17 protein-coding genes are annotated in these 16,818 nt (G+C 62.5%); 9 read left to right on the top strand and 8 right to left on the bottom strand.

What is annotated here, in order from left to right; genetic code table 11:
• Positions 1 to 2 precede the first annotated feature (2 nt).
• Both C7I56_RS03450 and C7I56_RS12250 read right to left on the bottom strand, forming a co-directional pair.
• On the bottom strand, positions 3 to 1,790 hold the full coding sequence (locus C7I56_RS03450) for a hypothetical protein (protein ID WP_106639112.1): 1,788 nt from the start codon (positions 1,788 to 1,790) through the stop codon (positions 3 to 5).
• Positions 1,771 to 1,908 carry a hypothetical protein gene (locus C7I56_RS12250; protein WP_158702984.1) on the bottom strand — a complete coding sequence of 46 codons (138 nt, stop codon included), beginning with the start codon at positions 1,906 to 1,908 and terminating at the stop codon, positions 1,771 to 1,773. The genes C7I56_RS03450 and C7I56_RS12250 overlap by 20 nt, the downstream gene beginning before the upstream one ends.
• Before the next feature lie 86 nt (positions 1,909 to 1,994).
• On the opposite strand from C7I56_RS12250, the gene C7I56_RS03445 reads away from it, so the two are divergent.
• Complete coding sequence (locus C7I56_RS03445) at positions 1,995 to 2,537, top strand: shikimate kinase (RefSeq protein ID WP_199792314.1); 543 nt, start codon at positions 1,995 to 1,997, stop codon at positions 2,535 to 2,537.
• Positions 2,534 to 3,628: a 3-dehydroquinate synthase gene (gene aroB, locus C7I56_RS03440; RefSeq protein WP_106639110.1), complete on the top strand. Its 1,095-nt coding sequence runs from the start codon at positions 2,534 to 2,536 to the stop codon at positions 3,626 to 3,628. Before C7I56_RS03445 ends, aroB begins: the two co-directional genes overlap by 4 nt.
• A gap of 9 nt (positions 3,629 to 3,637) precedes the next feature.
• On the opposite strand, the gene C7I56_RS03435 is transcribed toward aroB, so the two are convergent.
• Together C7I56_RS03435 and C7I56_RS03430 are read right to left on the bottom strand one after the other, a co-directional pair.
• On the bottom strand, positions 3,638 to 5,401 hold the full coding sequence (locus C7I56_RS03435) for a cation:proton antiporter domain-containing protein (protein WP_106639109.1): 1,764 nt from the start codon (positions 5,399 to 5,401) through the stop codon (positions 3,638 to 3,640).
• 13 nt (positions 5,402 to 5,414) lie between these two features.
• Positions 5,415 to 5,885 (bottom strand): iron-sulfur cluster assembly scaffold protein, encoded by a 471-nt coding sequence (locus C7I56_RS03430; protein ID WP_106639108.1) that lies wholly within the window; start codon positions 5,883 to 5,885, stop codon positions 5,415 to 5,417.
• Between the two features lie 101 nt (positions 5,886 to 5,986).
• On the opposite strand from C7I56_RS03430, the gene C7I56_RS03425 reads away from it, so the two are divergent.
• The 3 genes from C7I56_RS03425 to cysK all read left to right on the top strand — a co-directional run bounded on the left by C7I56_RS03425 (position 5,987) and on the right by cysK (position 8,750).
• Positions 5,987 to 6,205 (top strand): hypothetical protein, encoded by a 219-nt coding sequence (locus tag C7I56_RS03425; RefSeq protein WP_106639107.1) that lies wholly within the window; start codon positions 5,987 to 5,989, stop codon positions 6,203 to 6,205.
• Positions 6,206 to 6,480: 275 nt separating this feature from the next.
• Positions 6,481 to 7,833, top strand: a complete 1,353-nt coding sequence (locus C7I56_RS03420; protein ID WP_106639106.1) for an MFS transporter — start codon at positions 6,481 to 6,483, stop codon at positions 7,831 to 7,833.
• The gene (cysK, locus tag C7I56_RS03415) at positions 7,830 to 8,750 is read left to right on the top strand and encodes a cysteine synthase A (RefSeq protein WP_106639105.1); all 921 of its coding nucleotides are present in this window, start codon (positions 7,830 to 7,832) and stop codon (positions 8,748 to 8,750) included. Before C7I56_RS03420 ends, cysK begins: the two co-directional genes overlap by 4 nt.
• On the opposite strand, the gene msrB is transcribed toward cysK, so the two are convergent.
• Positions 8,747 to 9,187 carry a peptide-methionine (R)-S-oxide reductase MsrB gene (msrB, locus tag C7I56_RS03410; protein WP_106639104.1) on the bottom strand — a complete coding sequence of 147 codons (441 nt, stop codon included), beginning with the start codon at positions 9,185 to 9,187 and terminating at the stop codon, positions 8,747 to 8,749. The genes cysK and msrB overlap by 4 nt on opposite strands.
• A gap of 185 nt (positions 9,188 to 9,372) precedes the next feature.
• Between msrB and C7I56_RS03405 the strand changes: the two genes are divergently transcribed.
• From C7I56_RS03405 to C7I56_RS03395, 3 genes are all read left to right on the top strand, one after another.
• Entirely contained in the window at positions 9,373 to 10,167 is a 795-nt protein-coding gene (locus C7I56_RS03405; RefSeq protein WP_106639103.1) for a nucleotidyltransferase family protein, read from the top strand.
• Positions 10,145 to 10,879, top strand: coding sequence for a metallophosphoesterase family protein (locus C7I56_RS03400; RefSeq protein WP_106639102.1), 735 nt, complete (start codon positions 10,145 to 10,147; stop codon positions 10,877 to 10,879). The genes C7I56_RS03405 and C7I56_RS03400 overlap by 23 nt, the downstream gene beginning before the upstream one ends.
• A gap of 270 nt (positions 10,880 to 11,149) precedes the next feature.
• On the top strand, positions 11,150 to 12,244 hold the full coding sequence (locus tag C7I56_RS03395; RefSeq protein ID WP_199792313.1) for a hypothetical protein: 1,095 nt from the start codon (positions 11,150 to 11,152) through the stop codon (positions 12,242 to 12,244).
• 4 nt (positions 12,245 to 12,248) lie between these two features.
• On the opposite strand, the gene C7I56_RS03390 is transcribed toward C7I56_RS03395, so the two are convergent.
• Complete coding sequence (locus C7I56_RS03390) at positions 12,249 to 13,313, bottom strand: hypothetical protein (RefSeq protein WP_106639100.1); 1,065 nt, start codon at positions 13,311 to 13,313, stop codon at positions 12,249 to 12,251.
• A gap of 134 nt (positions 13,314 to 13,447) precedes the next feature.
• Here C7I56_RS03390 and C7I56_RS03385 point away from each other — a divergent pair, with 134 nt between their 5' ends.
• Positions 13,448 to 14,446, top strand: coding sequence for a hypothetical protein (locus C7I56_RS03385; protein ID WP_106639099.1), 999 nt, complete (start codon positions 13,448 to 13,450; stop codon positions 14,444 to 14,446).
• Between the two features lie 95 nt (positions 14,447 to 14,541).
• On the opposite strand, the gene C7I56_RS03380 is transcribed toward C7I56_RS03385, so the two are convergent.
• Together C7I56_RS03380 and C7I56_RS03375 are read right to left on the bottom strand one after the other, a co-directional pair.
• Positions 14,542 to 16,338 carry an acyl-CoA dehydrogenase C-terminal domain-containing protein gene (locus C7I56_RS03380; protein WP_106639098.1) on the bottom strand — a complete coding sequence of 599 codons (1,797 nt, stop codon included), beginning with the start codon at positions 16,336 to 16,338 and terminating at the stop codon, positions 14,542 to 14,544.
• 17 nt (positions 16,339 to 16,355) lie between these two features.
• Complete coding sequence (locus tag C7I56_RS03375) at positions 16,356 to 16,778, bottom strand: MerR family transcriptional regulator (RefSeq protein ID WP_106639097.1); 423 nt, start codon at positions 16,776 to 16,778, stop codon at positions 16,356 to 16,358.
• Positions 16,779 to 16,818: the final 40 nt, after the last annotated feature.

Here is a 16,818-nt window from a genome sequence, read left to right as displayed (position 1 = left end):
CGTCAGACCCGATACAGCGCCTCGGCCGCGATCATCCGCGCTTCAAAGTCGAGGCCAACGGCATGAAGCGCCCGCGTGATGCGGTAAAGATGCTGCGGCGGAACCCCCCGCCAGTCGCCCGTTTGCATTCCGGCAGCGGCCAGGATCGCGACAGCGCCTGCCTGACGGCGCGACACCGCACGATCCAGGGCGTCGGTCCAAAGATTGCGTTCATCAAGGGCGAAACCGTAGTCACTCGCAAGATCGCTCGCGGCATTCATGTCGAGACGGCCAAGCCCCGCAAGCGCCGCGATGAGCAGCCGCCCGCGGCTCTCATTCGCGTCGATGGCATCGTTGAGACGCCCGCGATCAGCCGCACCCCCGTCCGGCGCGCCCACGGCAAGAAGCGACCAGGCGAGAAGGCCGCTCTCTTCGTCGAAACCCCGCGAGACCGGAAGCCAGCGTGCCGCGCGACGATCCATGCCTGCCGCCAGCATCGCCGCGACGATCCGGCCTGAAGCGGCTTCCCGCTCGGCGGACGGCGCGATGCGGGCCGCCGCGCCGGCGGTCATGATGAGGCGGGCATGGCGTTCCGCCGCGCTGCCTTCATCGTCCCAAAGGTCGTTAAGCGCCGCCAGCCGCTCGTCAAAGCCGCCCGCATAAGCGCGGCCAAGACGCTCGGCGATCGTGCCGCCGCGTTCCGAAGGGTCCATCCGGTCGGCGAGCAGGCTGTGCATTTCGACAAGCGCGCTACTCGAAAACACACCAAGCGATGCGGCGACATGGGCAGCCGCAACCCGGCGATCCAGCGGGATCATCGGCGCGCGGGCCTGCCACGCCCAGATGTGGGGGCTGGCGCGATCCATCAGTGCGCCTGGAATATCCACGCCAGCCGCTGCGGCCATGCCGAAGCGCCAGGCGTTAAGGCCGTCGACGCCGTCCCATTGCAGATTGACGGCACGGCGCGTGTCCGACCCGGCACCCACGATCTTTTCAGCGAGCAGCAGGTCGAAATCGGCATTGCCGCTCTTACCCCGCGCCTGATCGACAAGGCTGCTCGCCCGTGCCGGTTCTCCAGCCAGCGCGGCGCACATCGCGTCGGCGAGCGGCCAGATCCGTTCGCTCGACATGGCCTTGCCCGGCTCGACGAGAGGGCAGAGCGCGGCGGGATCGGCGGTGGCGAGGGCCGTCTGCGCCGCCACCTCCATCATCTTGGGCGTATAGAGGTCGACGTCGACCTGCTGGACGAGCATGCGGGCGGCATCCGCCTCACCCATGCGCAACAGCAGCCACGCCCGTTCGGCAACCCAATCGACTGGCTGGACCGCGCCCGGCGCGGCCGTGCGGCTGATCAGTGCGCGGCGAAGCAGGATCGACGCCCAACGCGACGGCAAGGGGGCGTCCATGCGCCGCATCAGGCTGGACAAGAAGCGGCCATTGGCGGCGCCAAAAGCATCGGGAGCAAGCCCCCAATCGGCCGGGCCGATCACGCCGACGACCGACGGATCGCGCCGCGCATCGTCGGGAAGATCGAACGCGCCGGGCTGGCGGCGCGGCTGAGCGGCGGCAATGGCGGCGAGGTCTTCCTCCGCCGCATCGGTGATCACCGTATCGGTCGGCGCGGCCACCGGAGCAACGGGCGCACGCGGCGGGGCGGGCGGCGGCGTCTGGACCGGCGGCGGCAGAGTTTCCGGGTCGTTGAAGCCGGGCGGCAGAATCGATTCGGGCGTTTCCTGGCTCAAGGCCGGAATCGCGATGGCGGCGAGCGCGGCCCCCGCGAGGATCAGGCCCTTATTGCGCCAGGGCTTCATTCGTGACGTCCTGCTCCATCCGCGTTGTCGGAACCTCGGTAGCGCTGTTCGACAGATAGACGGCCCCGCCGATGATAATGACGGCGAGGATGATCAATATAAGGGCGGATCGCGACATCAGCTTTCCCGTAAATAATGGCACAAGGGATTGGACGATGGCCGCCTTTTGCCCCACGATGCCGCCCTATGTATAGCCCCGGCGGCATGACGAGACCAATCTCTTCTCCCGATCGATCGATCGTGCTCGTGGGCCTCATGGGCGCGGGCAAGTCGACCGTGGGGCGGCGCCTCGCAAAAAGGCTGCGTATGCCTTTCGTCGATTCCGATGCGGAGATTGAGGATGCGGCGGACCGCAGCATCGCCGAAATTTTCGAACAATATGGCGAGGAAAGCTTCCGCGACGGCGAAAGGCGGGTGATCGCGCGGTTGATCGAGGGGCGCCCGAAGGTGATCGCCACAGGTGGCGGCGCCTTCATGAACGATCGGACGCGGGCGCTCATCCTGTCCCGCTGCATCGCCGTGTGGCTGGACGCCGATCCCGCCATCCTTGCCGAGCGCGTGTCGCGCCGCGATACCCGGCCGTTGCTCAAGGACAAGGAAGCGCTGCCCTTCCTCCGCGACCTCGCCGAAATGCGCAATCCGATTTATGCGCAGGCGCATATCCGCATCCATACCGAACCCTTGCCCCACGACCGTGCGGTGGGTGAGATCGTCAGAGCCCTCCGCGCAATGGTGGAGACGGCATGAGCCAGGTGCGGGTGGAGTTTGCGGACGGCGGTTACGATGTGCTGATCGAGGCGGGACTGATCGACCGCGCCGGACCGCTGATCGCGCCCTATGCGCGGAGACGCATTGCAATCGTGAGCGAAGATCGCGTCTGGGAAATATGGGGCGCGCGGCTGTCCGATACATTGCGCGGCGTGGGAATCGAACCATTGCCTGTGATCATCCCGGCGGGTGAAGGGAGCAAAAGCTGGGAGATGCTCGGCCAGCTTCTCGAACGGCTGCTCGCCCTTGGCATCGAACGCGGCGATCGCATCATCGCTTTTGGCGGCGGTATGATCGGCGATCTGGCGGGGCTCGCAGCCTCGCTGCTGAAACGCGGCTGCGGCCTGATCCAGATTCCGACGACGATGCTCGCCCAGGTCGACTCCTCTGTGGGCGGCAAGACGGCGGTGAATATGGCGGCGGGCAAGAACCTCGCCGGGGCGTTTCACCAACCCAGCCTGGTGCTGATCGATCCCGCACTGCTCACCACCCTTCCCCCCCGCGAACTGACGGCGGGCTATGCGGAGGTGGTGAAATACGGCCTGATCGACGATGCTGATTTCTTCGTCTGGTGCGAATATAATGGCGCGGCGCTGCTCGCCGGGGATCAGGCGGCGCAGTTGCACGCTATCGAAACCTCCGTGCGGGCCAAAGCGCGGATCGTCGGCGCGGATGAGCGGGAAACGAAAGGGCAGCGCGCCCTCCTTAATTTCGGGCACAGCTTCGCTCACGCCTTGGAGGCCGAAGCGGGCTATTCCGGCGCGCTTCTCCACGGCGAGGCGGTTGCCGCGGGCATGTCCCTCGCCATGCGCCTGTCGGTTGCCGAAGGCCTGTGCCCGGACGAGGACGCGATGCGGGTAGCCGGGCATCTCCGCGTCATGGGGCTCCCCACCACCATTCCGGGCCAAAACCCCGAACGCCTCCTTGCCCATATGCGGCAGGACAAAAAGAACCGGAATGGCTGCATCCACCTCATTCTATCGCGCGGAATTGGCGGGACTTTTCAAACGGATACGATTTCCGAGCAGCAGCTGCTTATCTTCCTCGGCCAGGAATGTGCATATAGCTGACCCTTCAGCTCAACCCTCGCCCATCGAATTGGCCGGTGTGAACATCCGCTCCTTGGCGGCATGCAGGTCGCCCGACTTGGATTGACGCTCCAACCGCTCGGCGTCGCGATCCCGATAGGCCTGTTCGACTTCCGCCGCCTCCTCCTCGCTGAAGCCGAAGCCGACCAGTGCCCTCCGTCCCATCAGCACCGCGGACTCGAATACTTCGCGATAAACGCCTGCGAGATCCACGCCGTCTATCGCCATGACATGCAGGCGATCATAAGCGCGGACGTGCACCGCAGCCTGCGGAAAGGCTTCGAGGATGGGTTCTAGTCGGCCCGCCGTCAGGGCGTTACCGTCGGTGCAGAAAAACAAGGCCTGCGCCTCGCCCGCCCCCGCCTGACGAAGGAGATCGAGCCGGGTGCCGTCGCCATAATAAACCTTCTGTCCGAACGTCCCGGCAATTTCGATCTGGCTTGGCTTGCGGTCGATGATGGTGACGCCAATCTCCTTCGCCATCAACATTTGCGCCACGGTCTGACCATAGCGGCCATAGCCGATGACGATCGCCTTGGTGACGGGCGACAGCTCCGGCCCGTCGAGCGCGACCGCGCGTGGAGGCGCTCTTCGCTCGCGCCATCGGTTGAACATCATCAGGAAAGGCGTGGTGGCCATGGACAGGGTCACGATCGCGCTGAACAGGCTCGCGGCTTCCGGCGCCACCAGCATCGCGCGCTGCGCTTCGCCAAACAGGACAAAGGCAAATTCGCCGCCCTGGCTCAGCAGCAGGCCGAGCATCACCGCCTTCCGCCCGTCCATCCCGAACAGGCGCGCCAGACCGTAGAGGACCGTCGCCTTCACCGCGATCAAGCCAATGGTGAGACCGACAACGAAGAAGGGTCGATCGGCGATGACGTTGAGGTCCAGCAACATGCCGACGGCAAGGAAGAAGAAACCGAGCAGGATGGAGCGGAAGGGGTCGATGTCCGCCTCCAGCTCATGCCGATAGGGCGAGTCGGCCAGCATCACGCCCGCGACAAAAGCGCCGAGCGCGGTCGACAGATGTAGCGACTGCATGATGACCGCCGCAGCCGCGACCGTGAAGAGGCCCGCGACGACGAACAGTTCGCGTTCGCTCACCCGGCCGATGATGCGGAAGAGCGGATTGATGATGAAGCGCCCGGCAAGGACGAGGCCCGCAATCGCGGCGACCGTCACTAAAGCCTGCTGCCAACCTGGAGGCGCCGATGGGTCCGGCACCCGCGACATAGCCGCGATAATCGCGATAAGCGGGACGATCGACAAATCCTGGAACAGCAGGATCGAGAAGGCTCGCTCCCCCGTCGGGGTATTGATAGCATCGGGACGAAGGCTCGGGAGCACCTGCGCGGTTGAGGACAGGGCAAGCGGCAGGCCGATGGCAAGGGACGCCTCAAGACTGAAGCCGGTGGTGAAGTAAACAAGCGCGGTGATCGCGAGGCCGCTCAACGTCACCTGTAGCGTACCAAGGCCGAACATATCGCGGCGCAAGCGCCAGAGGCGGCTCGGGTTAAGTTCCATGCCGACAAGGAAGAGGAGGAGGACGATGCCGAGGTCGGCAATCGCCAATATCTGGCCTGCCTCGCCTCCGAAAAACCCGAAGCCGTGCGGCCCCACCACCGCGCCAGCCACCAGATAGCCAAGTACGGCGCCAAGGCCGAAGCGCCGGAACAAGGTAACGAATACCAAAGCCGCGCCGAGAAGGAGGACGCCGTCTCTTAGCAGAAAGGCCGTCGTACCGTGACCGTCCATCAGCCTGTTCCTTTCACGCGCTAATTTGCCGGCTCGTGCCGGACACGCCTGAAACATGCAAGCTGACGGCATTGGCCGCAGCCTCTGCGACAGCCTCGAAAGGGAGCAGGATCGAAGGATGACGCGCGGCAAAGGGCTGAGCGGGGCGCAGAATTTCTATTCCGGGCCAGTCGCCGGGATCGGCTCTGGTTCCGCCAAGGAACCCCTTTAGAGCGTCGCGTGCCTCAGCAAGCTCAGCCGCCGTTCGCCCGACTGCGGCCGCACCCATCAGGGAAGCCGATGCCTGGCCAAGGGCACAGGCCTTTACCTCTTGGCCCAGAGCAGCGACACGGCAATCCGCGCCGAGGATTACGTCCACTGCTATACGGCTGCCGCATACGACCGAGCGCTTCTCCACACGCGCGTCGGGCCGCTCCAGCTGGCCGAGATGCGGGATAGATGCGGCAAGGCGGAGAATGTCGCGATTGTAGAGCGCCGTCGTCATAACCGGTCATATAGGCGCGCTCACACAGCTGCGCCAATGCAGGAAAGGAACGAGCGCCGATCGCGCCGCGTTGACCCGCATCTCCAGCAAGGATCACCCCGATGACGCAGAATGGAAAGAGCGGCTCGCCGGGCGGCCGCGATCAGGCAGGCGGCGAGTCCCAGGGCGGCCACTATCCCAACCCGCACGACGGCAAACCGGATGCACAGAAGGATTATGATGGCGGCCAGTCAGGCAAGGCCTATCACGGCCACGGCCAGCTTGGTGAGCAGGATATCGAAAACACCGAGAACGCCAACGCGCCCGCGAAGGGAGATTGAGCCGTCATCCCGGCGAAGGTCGGGATCTTGTGACGATAATGCGCCTCCTTCGTCCTGAGACCCCGGCTTTCGCCGGGGTGACGTGCTGACTTCGAGCGTGCCTGAGTTCGAGCGCACCTGAGATCCAGCGTGCTGAGTTCCAGCGTCATCCCGGCGAAAGCCGGGAGCTCGCGACGAGAACGCGCCTCTGCCGTCCTGAGACCCCGGCTTTCGCCGGGCTGACGCAGTAGGCCGAACCAGTTGCGATGAACATTGTCCCGGCCTAGGTGCCTTTCATGCCCGCATCCGCTTCTACTCCCCCGACGTCCCCATTTCACTATCGCGACTACCGCGCCTTCTGGGCCGCGCGGCTGGCCTCGACGATCGCAAGCACGATGCTGGTCGTCGTCATCGGCATCCACGTTTACGACATTGCGCGTGAGACGATGAGCATTGCCGAAGCCTCATTTTGGCTCGGAATGGTCGGCCTCGCGCAATTCCTGCCATTGTTCCTCCTCACCCTCGTTGCGGGCTATGTCGCGGATCGTGTCGACAGACGCTGGATCGTCCGTGCAAGTCTGGCGCTCGAGTTGATCTGTGCTGCGGCGCTGGCTGTGCTTGTATGGTTCGATGCCATGTCGCTCGTCCCACTTTTCATCGTGGCGGTCGCGCTCGGCATCGGCCGCGCATTTGCCGGGCCTGCTCTTTCATCCTTCGCGCCCAATCTGGTGCCCGCCGAACTGTTGCCGAGCGCCATCGCGCTCAATTCCATTGCCTGGCAGGCGGGCGCGGTCGCCGGGCCACTGATCGGCGGCGCGACCTACGCAGTCTATACCGCCCTTCCCTACGAAGCATCCGCGATCCTCTTCGCCATTTCGCTTGGCGCAATGCTGATGATCCGGCCAATTCCGCTCGGCAATGCAGGGGACAGGCACCCGCTTCGTGCCGTGATCGAAGGTCTCGCCTATGTGCGAAACAACAAGATCGTGCTCGGCGCCATCACGCTCGACCTATTCGCGGTGTTGCTCGGCGGGGCGACCGCGATGCTGCCGGTTTATGCGCGCGACGTTCTCCACGTCGGCTCCGAAGGCCTCGGCGCACTCCGCGCGGCGCCCGCGGTGGGTGCCGCGCTCACCGCGCTCATCCTCGCCCGCCGTCCGCTAAAGCGGCATGTCGGCATTAAGATGTTTGTCTGCGTCGGCATATTCGGCCTCGCGACCGTCGTGTTTGGGGAAAGTCGCGTCATGTGGCTGTCGCTTGCCAGCCTCGTCGTGCTTGGCGCTGCGGATATGGTGAGCGTCTATGTGCGCTCCTCGCTCATTCAGCTTCACACGCCGGACGCCATGCGCGGACGGGTGTCGGCGGTGTCGGGCCTCTTCATCTCCGCATCCAACGAACTCGGGGAATTCCGCGCCGGGCTTGCGGGCTCGGCGTTCGGGCCCGTCGTGGCTGTCGTGGGCGGCGGCGCGCTAGCGGTGGCAGTCACCGGTTTTTGCGCCTGGGCCTTCCCCAGCCTTCGCAAGGCCGACCGTTTTGTCGCGCCCGACGAAGCTGTTCTTGCCGAAGCCTCTGGAAAGGACCGACCCGACTTCCCAATTCCCCCAATGGTTGCGGGTCTCAACCCGAAAGCCGAGAAAGGACAGCCATGAAAGCCGCCAATATTCTCGAAACAATCGGCAACACGCCGCACATCCGCATCAACCGCCTGTTTGGGCAAGCCGAAGTGTGGGTGAAGTCGGAGCGCTCAAACCCCGGCGGATCGATCAAAGATCGCATCGCCCTTGCGATGATCGAGGATGCGGAGAGATCCGGCGCGCTGAAGCCCGGCGGCACCATTATCGAACCGACAAGCGGCAATACCGGGATCGGCCTCGCCATGGTCGCGGCGGTTAAGGGGTATAAACTGATCCTCGTCATGCCGGAAAGCATGAGCCTGGAGCGCCGCCGGTTGATGCTGGCTTATGGCGCGAGCTTCGACCTGACGCCGAAGGAAAAGGGCATGAATGGCGCCATCGCCCGTGCGACCGAATTGCTGGGCGAGATCGAGGGATCGTGGATGCCGCAGCAGTTCGAAAACCCTGCGAATATCGATGTGCATGCCCGCACGACCGCCCAGGAAATCCTGAACGATTTTCGCGACAGCCCGATAGACGTTCTAATCACCGGCGTCGGCACGGGCGGCCACATCACCGCCTGCGCGCAAGTGTTGAAGAAGGAATGGCCGAACCTGCAGGTTTTCGCGGTCGAACCGACCTTGTCGCCCGTCATTTCCGGGGGCCAGCCGGGGCCGCACCCGATCCAGGGCATCGGTGCGGGCTTCGTGCCGAAAAACCTCCACACCGATCTGCTCGACGGCGTGATCCAGGTCGACCCCAATGACGCCAAGGACATGGCCCGCCGCGCCGCACGCGAGGAAGGCTTGCTTGTCGGTATCTCATCGGGCGCCACCCTCGCCGCGATCCGGCAGAAGCTGGCGGAAGTGGGTGAAGGCAAGCGCGTACTCGGGTTCAATTACGATACTGGCGAGCGCTATCTGTCGGTGCCGGATTTCCTGCCGGAAAATTAAGCCCCTTCCCTTTCCGGAGTTTCCTGAAATTCCATCGCTATGGAATTGAGGCAGTAGCGAAGGCCTGTCGGCGGCGGGCCGTCCGGGAAAACGTGGCCCAGATGCCCGTCGCAGCGGGCACAGCGTATTTCGGTGCGGACCATTCCGTAGCTACTATCGCTAATCTCGCGAATATGATCGGGATCGAACGGCTCGGTAAAGCTTGGCCAGCCAGTGCCGGATTCGAACTTGGTGCCGGATTTAAACAGCGGAAGCCCGCAGAGGCGACAGGCATAGACCCCGCCTGCCTTGTTGTTGAGCAAAGTGCCGCAGAACGGGCGTTCCGTGCCGTGCTCCAAGATCACCTGTCGTTCTTCAGGGGTAAGTTTCGCGGCGAGCCGCTCCCGCTCCTCCGGCGCCAAAGGGGTCACGTCATATCCTGAAGCAGATGTCGTCATCTCAATAGCCTTCCACACAAGCACCGTTCGGGCTGATCCTGAGCTTTGTCGAAAGATCGAAGCCCTGCCCTTCTATAATGGAAATAGGGAAGGACAGCCCTTCGACAAGCTCAGGGCGAATGGGCAGAGATCTTAAAACGGGCTTGCGGGAACGCAATCGCCCTACCCGCCGTTACGGCTGTCCAATGAGCGACACCCTCCAAATTCTGGACGAAGCCAGCTTCGAACCGCCGCCCGAAGCGGTGGATTTTTACCGCGACAGCCTGGCGCTGCTGAAAGAATCGGGCATCCCGTTTCTTCTGTCCGGCACTTATGCCTTGAGCTGCTTCACCGGAATCGTCCGTCCGACCAAGGATCTGGACGTCTTCTGCAAGCCATCGGATGCCCCCAAGATCTTGGCCTTCTTCAAGGAGAAGGGATATGAAATCGAGGTCGAGGACGAACGCTGGATCGGCAAGGTCTGGAAGGGCGAGAATTTCTTCGACGTGATTTTCAACATTTCGTCAGCCAGCATCCCGATCACCGACGAATGGTTCACGAAAGTCTATGAGGCGCAGGTTTACGGCACCACCGTCCGCATCACGCCGCCGACCGAATTCGTGCTGTCGAAAATCTTCCTGCAGACCCGCTACCGCTATGACGGAGCGGACGTCGCGCACACCATCTTGAAACAGCATAAGGACATCGACTGGCATTGGCTGCTCTCGTCGATGGAGCTCTATTGGGAAGTGCTGCTCATCCAGATGTTGAACTTCCGCTTCATCTACCCGACCGAGCGCGAGATGATCCCGCGCTGGTTGTTCGATGAGCTGATCGACAGAGTGAAGGCACAGGCGGAGCTTCCGCCGGCGGGGATCAAGATCTGCCGCGGCCGCCTCCTCTCCCCCCGCGATTTCGTGATCGACATCAGCGAGTGGGGCTTCGCCGATATCGTGGGCAAGGGAATCGACGAGAAGCATGAACGACCAAAGCACCACTGAGACGATCACGCTCGCCGCGATCGGCGACCTCCACGTCAATGACGATAGCCACAACCGCTATCGCGCGCTTTTCGAGGAAATGGCCGAGAAAGCGGACGTGGTCGCCCTGTGCGGAGACCTCACCAATTTCGGCAAAGCGAGCGAAGCCGAAATCCTCGCAGAGGATATGCGCCACTGCACCGTCCCGATCGTAGGCGTGCTCGGCAATCACGACTATGAATGCGGACAGCCGGAGAAGGTCGTCGAAATCCTCCATCAGGCAGGCATGAAGGTGCTGGACGAACAAGCCGCCATGATCGAAGGCGTCGGCTTCGCGGGCGTCAAAGGCTTTATCGGCGGCTTTGGACGCGGCGAGCTTGGCGCCTTTGGCGAAGAGGCGATCAAGGTGTTCGTCGACGAATCCAGGAACGAAGCGCGGAAGCTGGAAAATGCGCTGCGATCACTGCGTACCGAGCGCGTCGTCGCGATCACCCATTATTCGCCCATTCCCGAAACGGTGGAGGGCGAGCCCCCGGAAATTTTTCCGTTCCTGGGCTCGTCGCGGCTGGCCAATGCCATCGACCGTTTCGACAACGTGAAGGTGGCGCTTCACGGTCACGCCCACCGCGGCGCGTTTAAGGGCGCGACGCCGCGCGGCGTCCCCGTGTACAATTGCGCGCAGTTTGTCGTGCAGGCAGAAGCGGGCAAGCCTTACGCCTTGTTCGAGGTCTAAAAGCCGCACGCGCCGCGTTGCTTGTTCCGTTCTCACCAAGCTGGTAAATCTCCATCCGGGCCGACAGAGCCGGATAATGATCCCACGCATTAAACCGCGTGCGTAAATGGGGAGGCTAGTCTGATGTTCTCATCCCGTCTTCGGCGTGCCCGTGGCCTTGCCACCTCGTCGGCTTTAAGCGTCTTTGTCCTGAGCAGCCTTTCCGCATGTGGCGGTGGAAACGGTCAAGGCTCCAGTCCAAATGGTGGTGGACAGGTTCCGGCGCCGCCCGTGCCTCCGCCCGTTCCGACGCCTCCTCCCCCGCCCGACCCGCCTCCCGCCCAACCGCTGCGCAGCGTCGCGGCCTGGGAGGCGCTGTTTCTGAATGTGTGGAATCAGGAGCATGAAGGCGATTATCTGCCTCGCAGCCAGTCTTTCGACAGCGCGCAATATTACAATCTTGCCTACGCGATCGATGGCAACACGGCGATGTACCGGGCAACCGGCAAGGCGGAGTATCTCGACCGCGCCCTTCTTTATGTGAACAATGTCGTCGCCAATGTCCGCCCCTCATCGTCCCTGCCGGGCAGTGTGTTTAAGGACGGTTATCTTGGCTGGGCGTCGGCAGCTTCCGACACTGCGGGGCAGGAAGTGCCGCTCTACGAAAGCTATTGCTGGCGATACGTGACGCGATTGCTGCGCGTCATCGCGGAAACGCCTACCCTCTACAACGATCCCGTCTATCGCGCCCATTACGACAGGCTGTTGGCCTTCACCGAGATGCACATTTTCGATAAATGGGCCACGCGCGGCGCCAATTCCTATATCTATCGCAACCGCACGCATATGGCCGCGCATTGGGCGTTTATCGCCATGGACCTGTCGCGGATGACTGCGGACCCGGCTCGAAAGGCGGCTTATCTTGCCGTCTTCAACAACATCAATCGCGACATGCCGAACCACCCCTCGTCTCTCCGCGAACAGATGCAGCCAGGATTTGGAGCGCCGGACGCTTATTATTGGAGCGATATCTGGGGCTCGATCGCCCGCCCCGGCCAGGATGTCGCCCACGCGAACGGCGTCATCTCGTTCATCGTGGAAGCGCACGACGCCGGAATGGAGTGGACGGACGACGACATCAGAAAGTTCGTCGCAACCCTCGACAAGGCGATCTGGCCGGCAGCGGGGCAATTCGCATCTCACGTCGACGGTTCAGGGAGCGGCACCGGCTGGTTCAACGACGGCCTGATGAAACTCGGCCGCTACGACCGCAACCTGCAACTCCGGCTGGAAGCACACCGAGTCGGCAACAACATCACCTTCTTTGGCAACGGCGCGCTTAACGCGGCCATTTTAACGCAGTCAGGTGCAAGTTCGCCCGCCTGACGTCTCATTCAATTCCGGGCGGCTCCGGCGACGGGGCCGCCGCGCTTGTCGGCAGATAGCCCCGTTCGATCAGGAACGCGCGCAAAGCCTCGGGATAGCTCGAATATTCGATCAATTGGTCTTCGGGACATTCACCTTTCGTGCTGACCCGGCAACCGGTTGGCAAATCCCATTCGGCGTCATTCTCATAAGACCGCAGCATTTGCGCCCAGGCCTCATCGAACCGGCCGATGCGGGCCGCCGATGCAACGAAGGCGGCACAGGCGCCATTGCGCGGGCTTTCACCGTCCGGACGGCACCTCTCTCCGCTCTCCGTCATCCGCTTAGCAAAAAGCGGGCGGAAAGCGGGCGCACGGGATACGTCAGCGAACTTCGCGCCCACCAGGTTGTAAACGGCAGGCGGCGCCTCGCTAAAGGCATAGGCCGTGAAAGCGTAGAGAAATGCATTGTCATAGAGAATGAAATCGGCCGTCCCGTCGCCCGAAAGGTCGCGCGGAAACTCGCTGATCCCCTCGCCGTCCCATTCCCCCAGGTCCGCCGTCACGAAGCTGTCGCCGGACGGGACCGCGACCTGGATGGCGGTACAGCAATGCGCGCCGCCCGAATAGCTTGCGAGGATGACATGATCGATCCGCGCCTGTGGATTGAGGCGGCCGATCCCTATGCGGTGTGTGGCGGTCGGTTGGGCGGCTTCGCCTCTCATCACATGATCGTTCATACCGGGCGCGCTGACCGTCACCTCCGGAGCGGCCAGATCGTCCTCCACGACAGATGACACCCTGACCCGAATTTCGCCGGACTGGAACGTCACGGGCTCCGGATATTTCGCCGCGCTCCATTCAACGAAGGTGCCCGCCGCGATTTGCTGCGCCGCCTCCTCTGCCTGCACAACATTCGTCAGGTCGGTATCCGGCAGTGTGGTGGTGGCGGCATTGTCCGCAGGAGCGCCATTGTCCTTGGGCCAGGCGAACAGCGCCGCGACGCCAAGCAGCAGGATGCCGCCCAGAAGGTAGAGAGGCCAATTCCGTCGCTTGCTTTGCCCTAAAGCGTCCGTCGTTTCATGCACCATAATACCTCCCTCACCTCCGCCACCCTAAAACAGCGGAATACGCCCGCCAAGAGAGACCCCGCCTTGTCCCACTTCAAATAGCCATGTTAGGCAATAGCCGGGGATTCGGCTGCGGACCGAATGGGAGGAACATCATGATCTTACGCACGCAATTGCATCGCTATCTCGTCGCGTCCGTCGCGCTTGCCGCACTCTCGGGATGCGGTGGAAATGATGCGCAGACCACGACCAATAAAAGCGAAGAGGTCGCCGAGGCGCCGAAGGTCGATCCGGCTCTTGTCATTCAGGGAATGGTGACCGCGCCCGATGGACACTCGCTGGATGGCACCAAGGCCCTTGCCTGTCTGACGCCGCAGGAGACCTGCCTGAAAGAGGCCGAAGTCCCTGTGAAAGTCGAAAACGGCGTCGGCACCTACGAAATCGTTGTTCCGCAAAAAGGTGATTATCACGTTCTGATGTGGAAGGACGTAAACGAGAATACGTCGCTTGATGACGGCGATCTTATGGCCTTCGCAAACAATATGGACGCCATTCCGTCCGGGGAAAAACTGACCCCACTGACGCTTATCGTCGACCCGAAAGGCGACAAGAAGGTGGATAGGAATCCCGGTGGCATACCCTATCGCATGGGCAATCCGGCAGCCGCGGCCGACGCCGTCAAGAACGCCGGAATTGCCGGCAAATGGTCGCAGCAATCCTTTGGGACGGAGCTGGTCTGGGGTCCGGAAATTAAATTCCAGGCCGCGATTGCTACCGGGGGTTTCGGCACCAATTTGGGCGGCACCTTTGGCGCTGGATCGCCGACCAACACAACGATCACTTATTCATACAAGCCCGTTAAGGTGAAGCGGACGACGTCCCTCGACGTCGCGCCCGACGGCACTTTCCACATGGTCGCCCAGATGGAACGTCGCACGGGCAAGTGCACGCCGGTGCGCGAAGAGCGGTTCGGCCATGTCCGGCAGGAAGCTGGTAAGACGATCTTCGCCGTCGCCGACGTTCGCCAGCAATGCGGCAAGGGCAAGATGGAAAAGCTGAAGATCGACAAGGCCGACTATGTGTTCGCTGCCAAGGACAACGGCTTTACGCTGAGCGGCGACAAGGGCGCGAACCTGTCCTTCTCAAAGAATTGACGATCCTCGTCATTGCGAGCGCAGCGAAGCAATCCAGTCCTCACCAGATGGATCGCTTCGCTTTGTTCGCAATGAGGAAGAGTTAATACGCGCCCTTAAAAGGCCTCCACCGGCAGCGCCATCAGAGCGTCCGCCCCGCCCTCGATCTTGCGGCGGAGCGCACCAGCATCCGGCATGATCCGTTCCGCGAAGAAGCGGGCGGTGATCAGCTTGGCTTCGTGAAACGCCTTGTCGTCCGTCCCCGACGCAAGCAGTTCGCTCGACGCCTTCACCATGCGGAGCCACATGAGGCCGAGCGACACAATGCCCATCAAGGTCATGTAAGGGTAAGCGGCGGCGCCCGCATTGTTCGGGTTCGCCATGCCGTTCTGCATCAGCCACATTGTCGCGGTCTGCAATTCGCCATTGGCCTTTTCGAGAGCGGCGGCGAAGTCCTTTGTGGCATCACTGCCCTTGGCTTCGGCGACTTCGGTGCCGACGAGCTTGAAGAAGGCCTGGATCGCGCGGCCGCCATCCTTGCCGAGCTTGCGACCGACCAGATCCATGGCCTGGATGCCGTTCGTGCCTTCGTAAATCTGGGCGATGCGGGCGTCGCGGACGAACTGCTCCATGCCCCATTCGCGGATATAGCCGTGGCCACCAAACACCTGCTGGCAATTCACCGCATTCGCAAAGCCGATGTCGGTAACATAACCCTTGATGACCGGGGTGAGCAGCGAAATGAGGTCATCGGCCGCGAGCCGTTCTTCTTCGGTCGCAGCCTTGCGGGTGAGATCGACCTGCAGTGCGCCCCACAGTATGAGCGCGCGGGCGCCTTCATTATAAGCGCGGGCTTCCATCAGCATGCGGCGGACATCCGGGTGGACGAACAAGGTATCGGCCTTCGCTTCGGGATCGCGCAGTTCGGGGACGAGCGCCCTGCCCTGGCGGCGATCCTTCGCATATTGGACGGCGTTCTGATAGGCGACCTCGCCCTGCGCGAGGCCCTGGAGGCCGACGCCAAGGCGTGCCGCATTCATCATGATGAACATCGCGGCCATGCCCTTTTCAGGCTCGCCGATCAGATAGCCGGTCGCATCGTCATAGTTCAGGACGCAGGTCGAATTGCCGTGAATGCCCATCTTGTGCTCGATCGAGCCGCAGACGACGCCGTTGCGCGCGCCAACCGATCCGTCCTCATTCACCAGGAACTTCGGCACGATGAAGAGCGAGATGCCCTTCACATTGTCCGGCGCGCCGGTCCGCTTGGCGAGGACGAGGTGGATGATGTTGTCGGCAAGGTCATGTTCGCCGGACGAGATGAAGATTTTCGTGCCGGTGATCTTGTAGCTGCCATCATCCTGCGGCTCGGCCTTGGTGCGGAGCAGGCCAAGGTCCGTGCCGCAATGCGGCTCGGTGAGGTTCATCGTGCCGGTCCACTCGCCCGCGATCATCTTGGGCAGATAGGTTTGCTTCTGCTCGTCCGATCCTTTGACCAGAATCGCCGCGATCGCACCGGCGGTAAGGCCGTGATACATTTCGAAGGATTGGTTGGCCGAAAGCAGATATTCGCTGAACGCCGTGGCAATCACCTGCGGCAGGCCCTGGCCGCCATATTCGACTGGCGCGGACAGCGTGCCCCAGCCCGCTTCCTCGAACTGCTTATAGGCATCCTTGAAGCCCTTCGGCGTCGTCACCGATCCATCGTCGTGGCGGGTGCAGCCTTCCTCATCGCCCGAGCGGTTCAATGGGAAGATCACTTCCTCGCAAAAGCGCGCGCCTTCGGTGAGGACGGCTTCCACCATGTCGGCGGTCGCATTCTCGAAGCCCGGGACGTTCGAATAACGGTCGAGGCAGACGACGTGATCGAGAACATAGCGCGTATCGCGCACGGGGGCGGAATAAACTGGCATGCTCGCTCCTAAAGTTCTTATTTTCCGTTGGTATCCACGCCTTCGACAAGCTGGATGAACCCTTCCAGCTCGTGGATAGTCGCATCGATATCGACCTTCTGCTTCTTCAACAGATCAACCCGCGCCTTGCACTTATCGAGCGTCACACGGCGCTGTGCCTGCCGGTTATCGCCAAGGTCGTAGAGGTCGATCATTTCGCGAATGTCGGCGAGACTGAAGCCCACCCTCTTGCCGCGCAGAATCCAGGCGAGCCGCGCCCGGTCGCGCCAACTGTAGACGCGGGACAATCCCTGCCGCTCCGGCGAGATCAGGCCCTCATCCTCATAGAAACGCAGCGCCCGGGCTGTGACAGCGAATTCGTCGCACAAATCCGTGATCGTGTAGGTGCGGTCGGCGGCATCCGCCGATTGAAAGTCGGAATGAAGCGCGGTGTTCGGCATAAAGGCATTGCTACTTTACGTTCACGTCAACGTCAACGAC

Origin of the sequence: Allosphingosinicella vermicomposti (genome assembly GCF_003012815.1) — a bacterium.
Taxonomy (GTDB): Bacteria; Pseudomonadota; Alphaproteobacteria; order Sphingomonadales; family Sphingomonadaceae; genus Allosphingosinicella; species Allosphingosinicella vermicomposti.
This window is presented reverse-complemented; position numbering and strand designations above follow the sequence as displayed.

Excerpts from the sequence above, each read along its gene's own strand:
- C7I56_RS03420 (WP_106639106.1), top strand. The coding sequence starts at position 6,481 with ATGCCCGCATCCGCTTCTACTCCCCCGACGTCCCCATTTCACTATCGC.
- aroB (WP_106639110.1), top strand. The coding sequence starts at position 2,534 with ATGAGCCAGGTGCGGGTGGAGTTTGCGGACGGCGGTTACGATGTGCTG.
- C7I56_RS03405 (WP_106639103.1), top strand. The coding sequence starts at position 9,373 with ATGAGCGACACCCTCCAAATTCTGGACGAAGCCAGCTTCGAACCGCCG.
- C7I56_RS03375 (WP_106639097.1), bottom strand. The coding sequence starts at position 16,778 with ATGCCGAACACCGCGCTTCATTCCGACTTTCAATCGGCGGATGCCGCC.
- C7I56_RS03380 (WP_106639098.1), bottom strand. The coding sequence starts at position 16,338 with ATGCCAGTTTATTCCGCCCCCGTGCGCGATACGCGCTATGTTCTCGAT.
- cysK (WP_106639105.1), top strand. The coding sequence starts at position 7,830 with ATGAAAGCCGCCAATATTCTCGAAACAATCGGCAACACGCCGCACATC.
- C7I56_RS03385 (WP_106639099.1), top strand. The coding sequence starts at position 13,448 with ATGATCTTACGCACGCAATTGCATCGCTATCTCGTCGCGTCCGTCGCG.
- C7I56_RS03390 (WP_106639100.1), bottom strand. The coding sequence starts at position 13,313 with ATGGTGCATGAAACGACGGACGCTTTAGGGCAAAGCAAGCGACGGAAT.
- C7I56_RS03425 (WP_106639107.1), top strand. The coding sequence starts at position 5,987 with ATGACGCAGAATGGAAAGAGCGGCTCGCCGGGCGGCCGCGATCAGGCA.
- msrB (WP_106639104.1), bottom strand. The coding sequence starts at position 9,187 with ATGACGACATCTGCTTCAGGATATGACGTGACCCCTTTGGCGCCGGAG.
- C7I56_RS03445 (WP_199792314.1), top strand. The coding sequence starts at position 1,995 with ATGACGAGACCAATCTCTTCTCCCGATCGATCGATCGTGCTCGTGGGC.
- C7I56_RS03435 (WP_106639109.1), bottom strand. The coding sequence starts at position 5,401 with ATGGACGGTCACGGTACGACGGCCTTTCTGCTAAGAGACGGCGTCCTC.
- C7I56_RS03450 (WP_106639112.1), bottom strand. The coding sequence starts at position 1,790 with ATGAAGCCCTGGCGCAATAAGGGCCTGATCCTCGCGGGGGCCGCGCTC.
- C7I56_RS03400 (WP_106639102.1), top strand. The coding sequence starts at position 10,145 with ATGAACGACCAAAGCACCACTGAGACGATCACGCTCGCCGCGATCGGC.
- C7I56_RS03430 (WP_106639108.1), bottom strand. The coding sequence starts at position 5,885 with ATGACGACGGCGCTCTACAATCGCGACATTCTCCGCCTTGCCGCATCT.
- C7I56_RS12250 (WP_158702984.1), bottom strand. The coding sequence starts at position 1,908 with ATGTCGCGATCCGCCCTTATATTGATCATCCTCGCCGTCATTATCATC.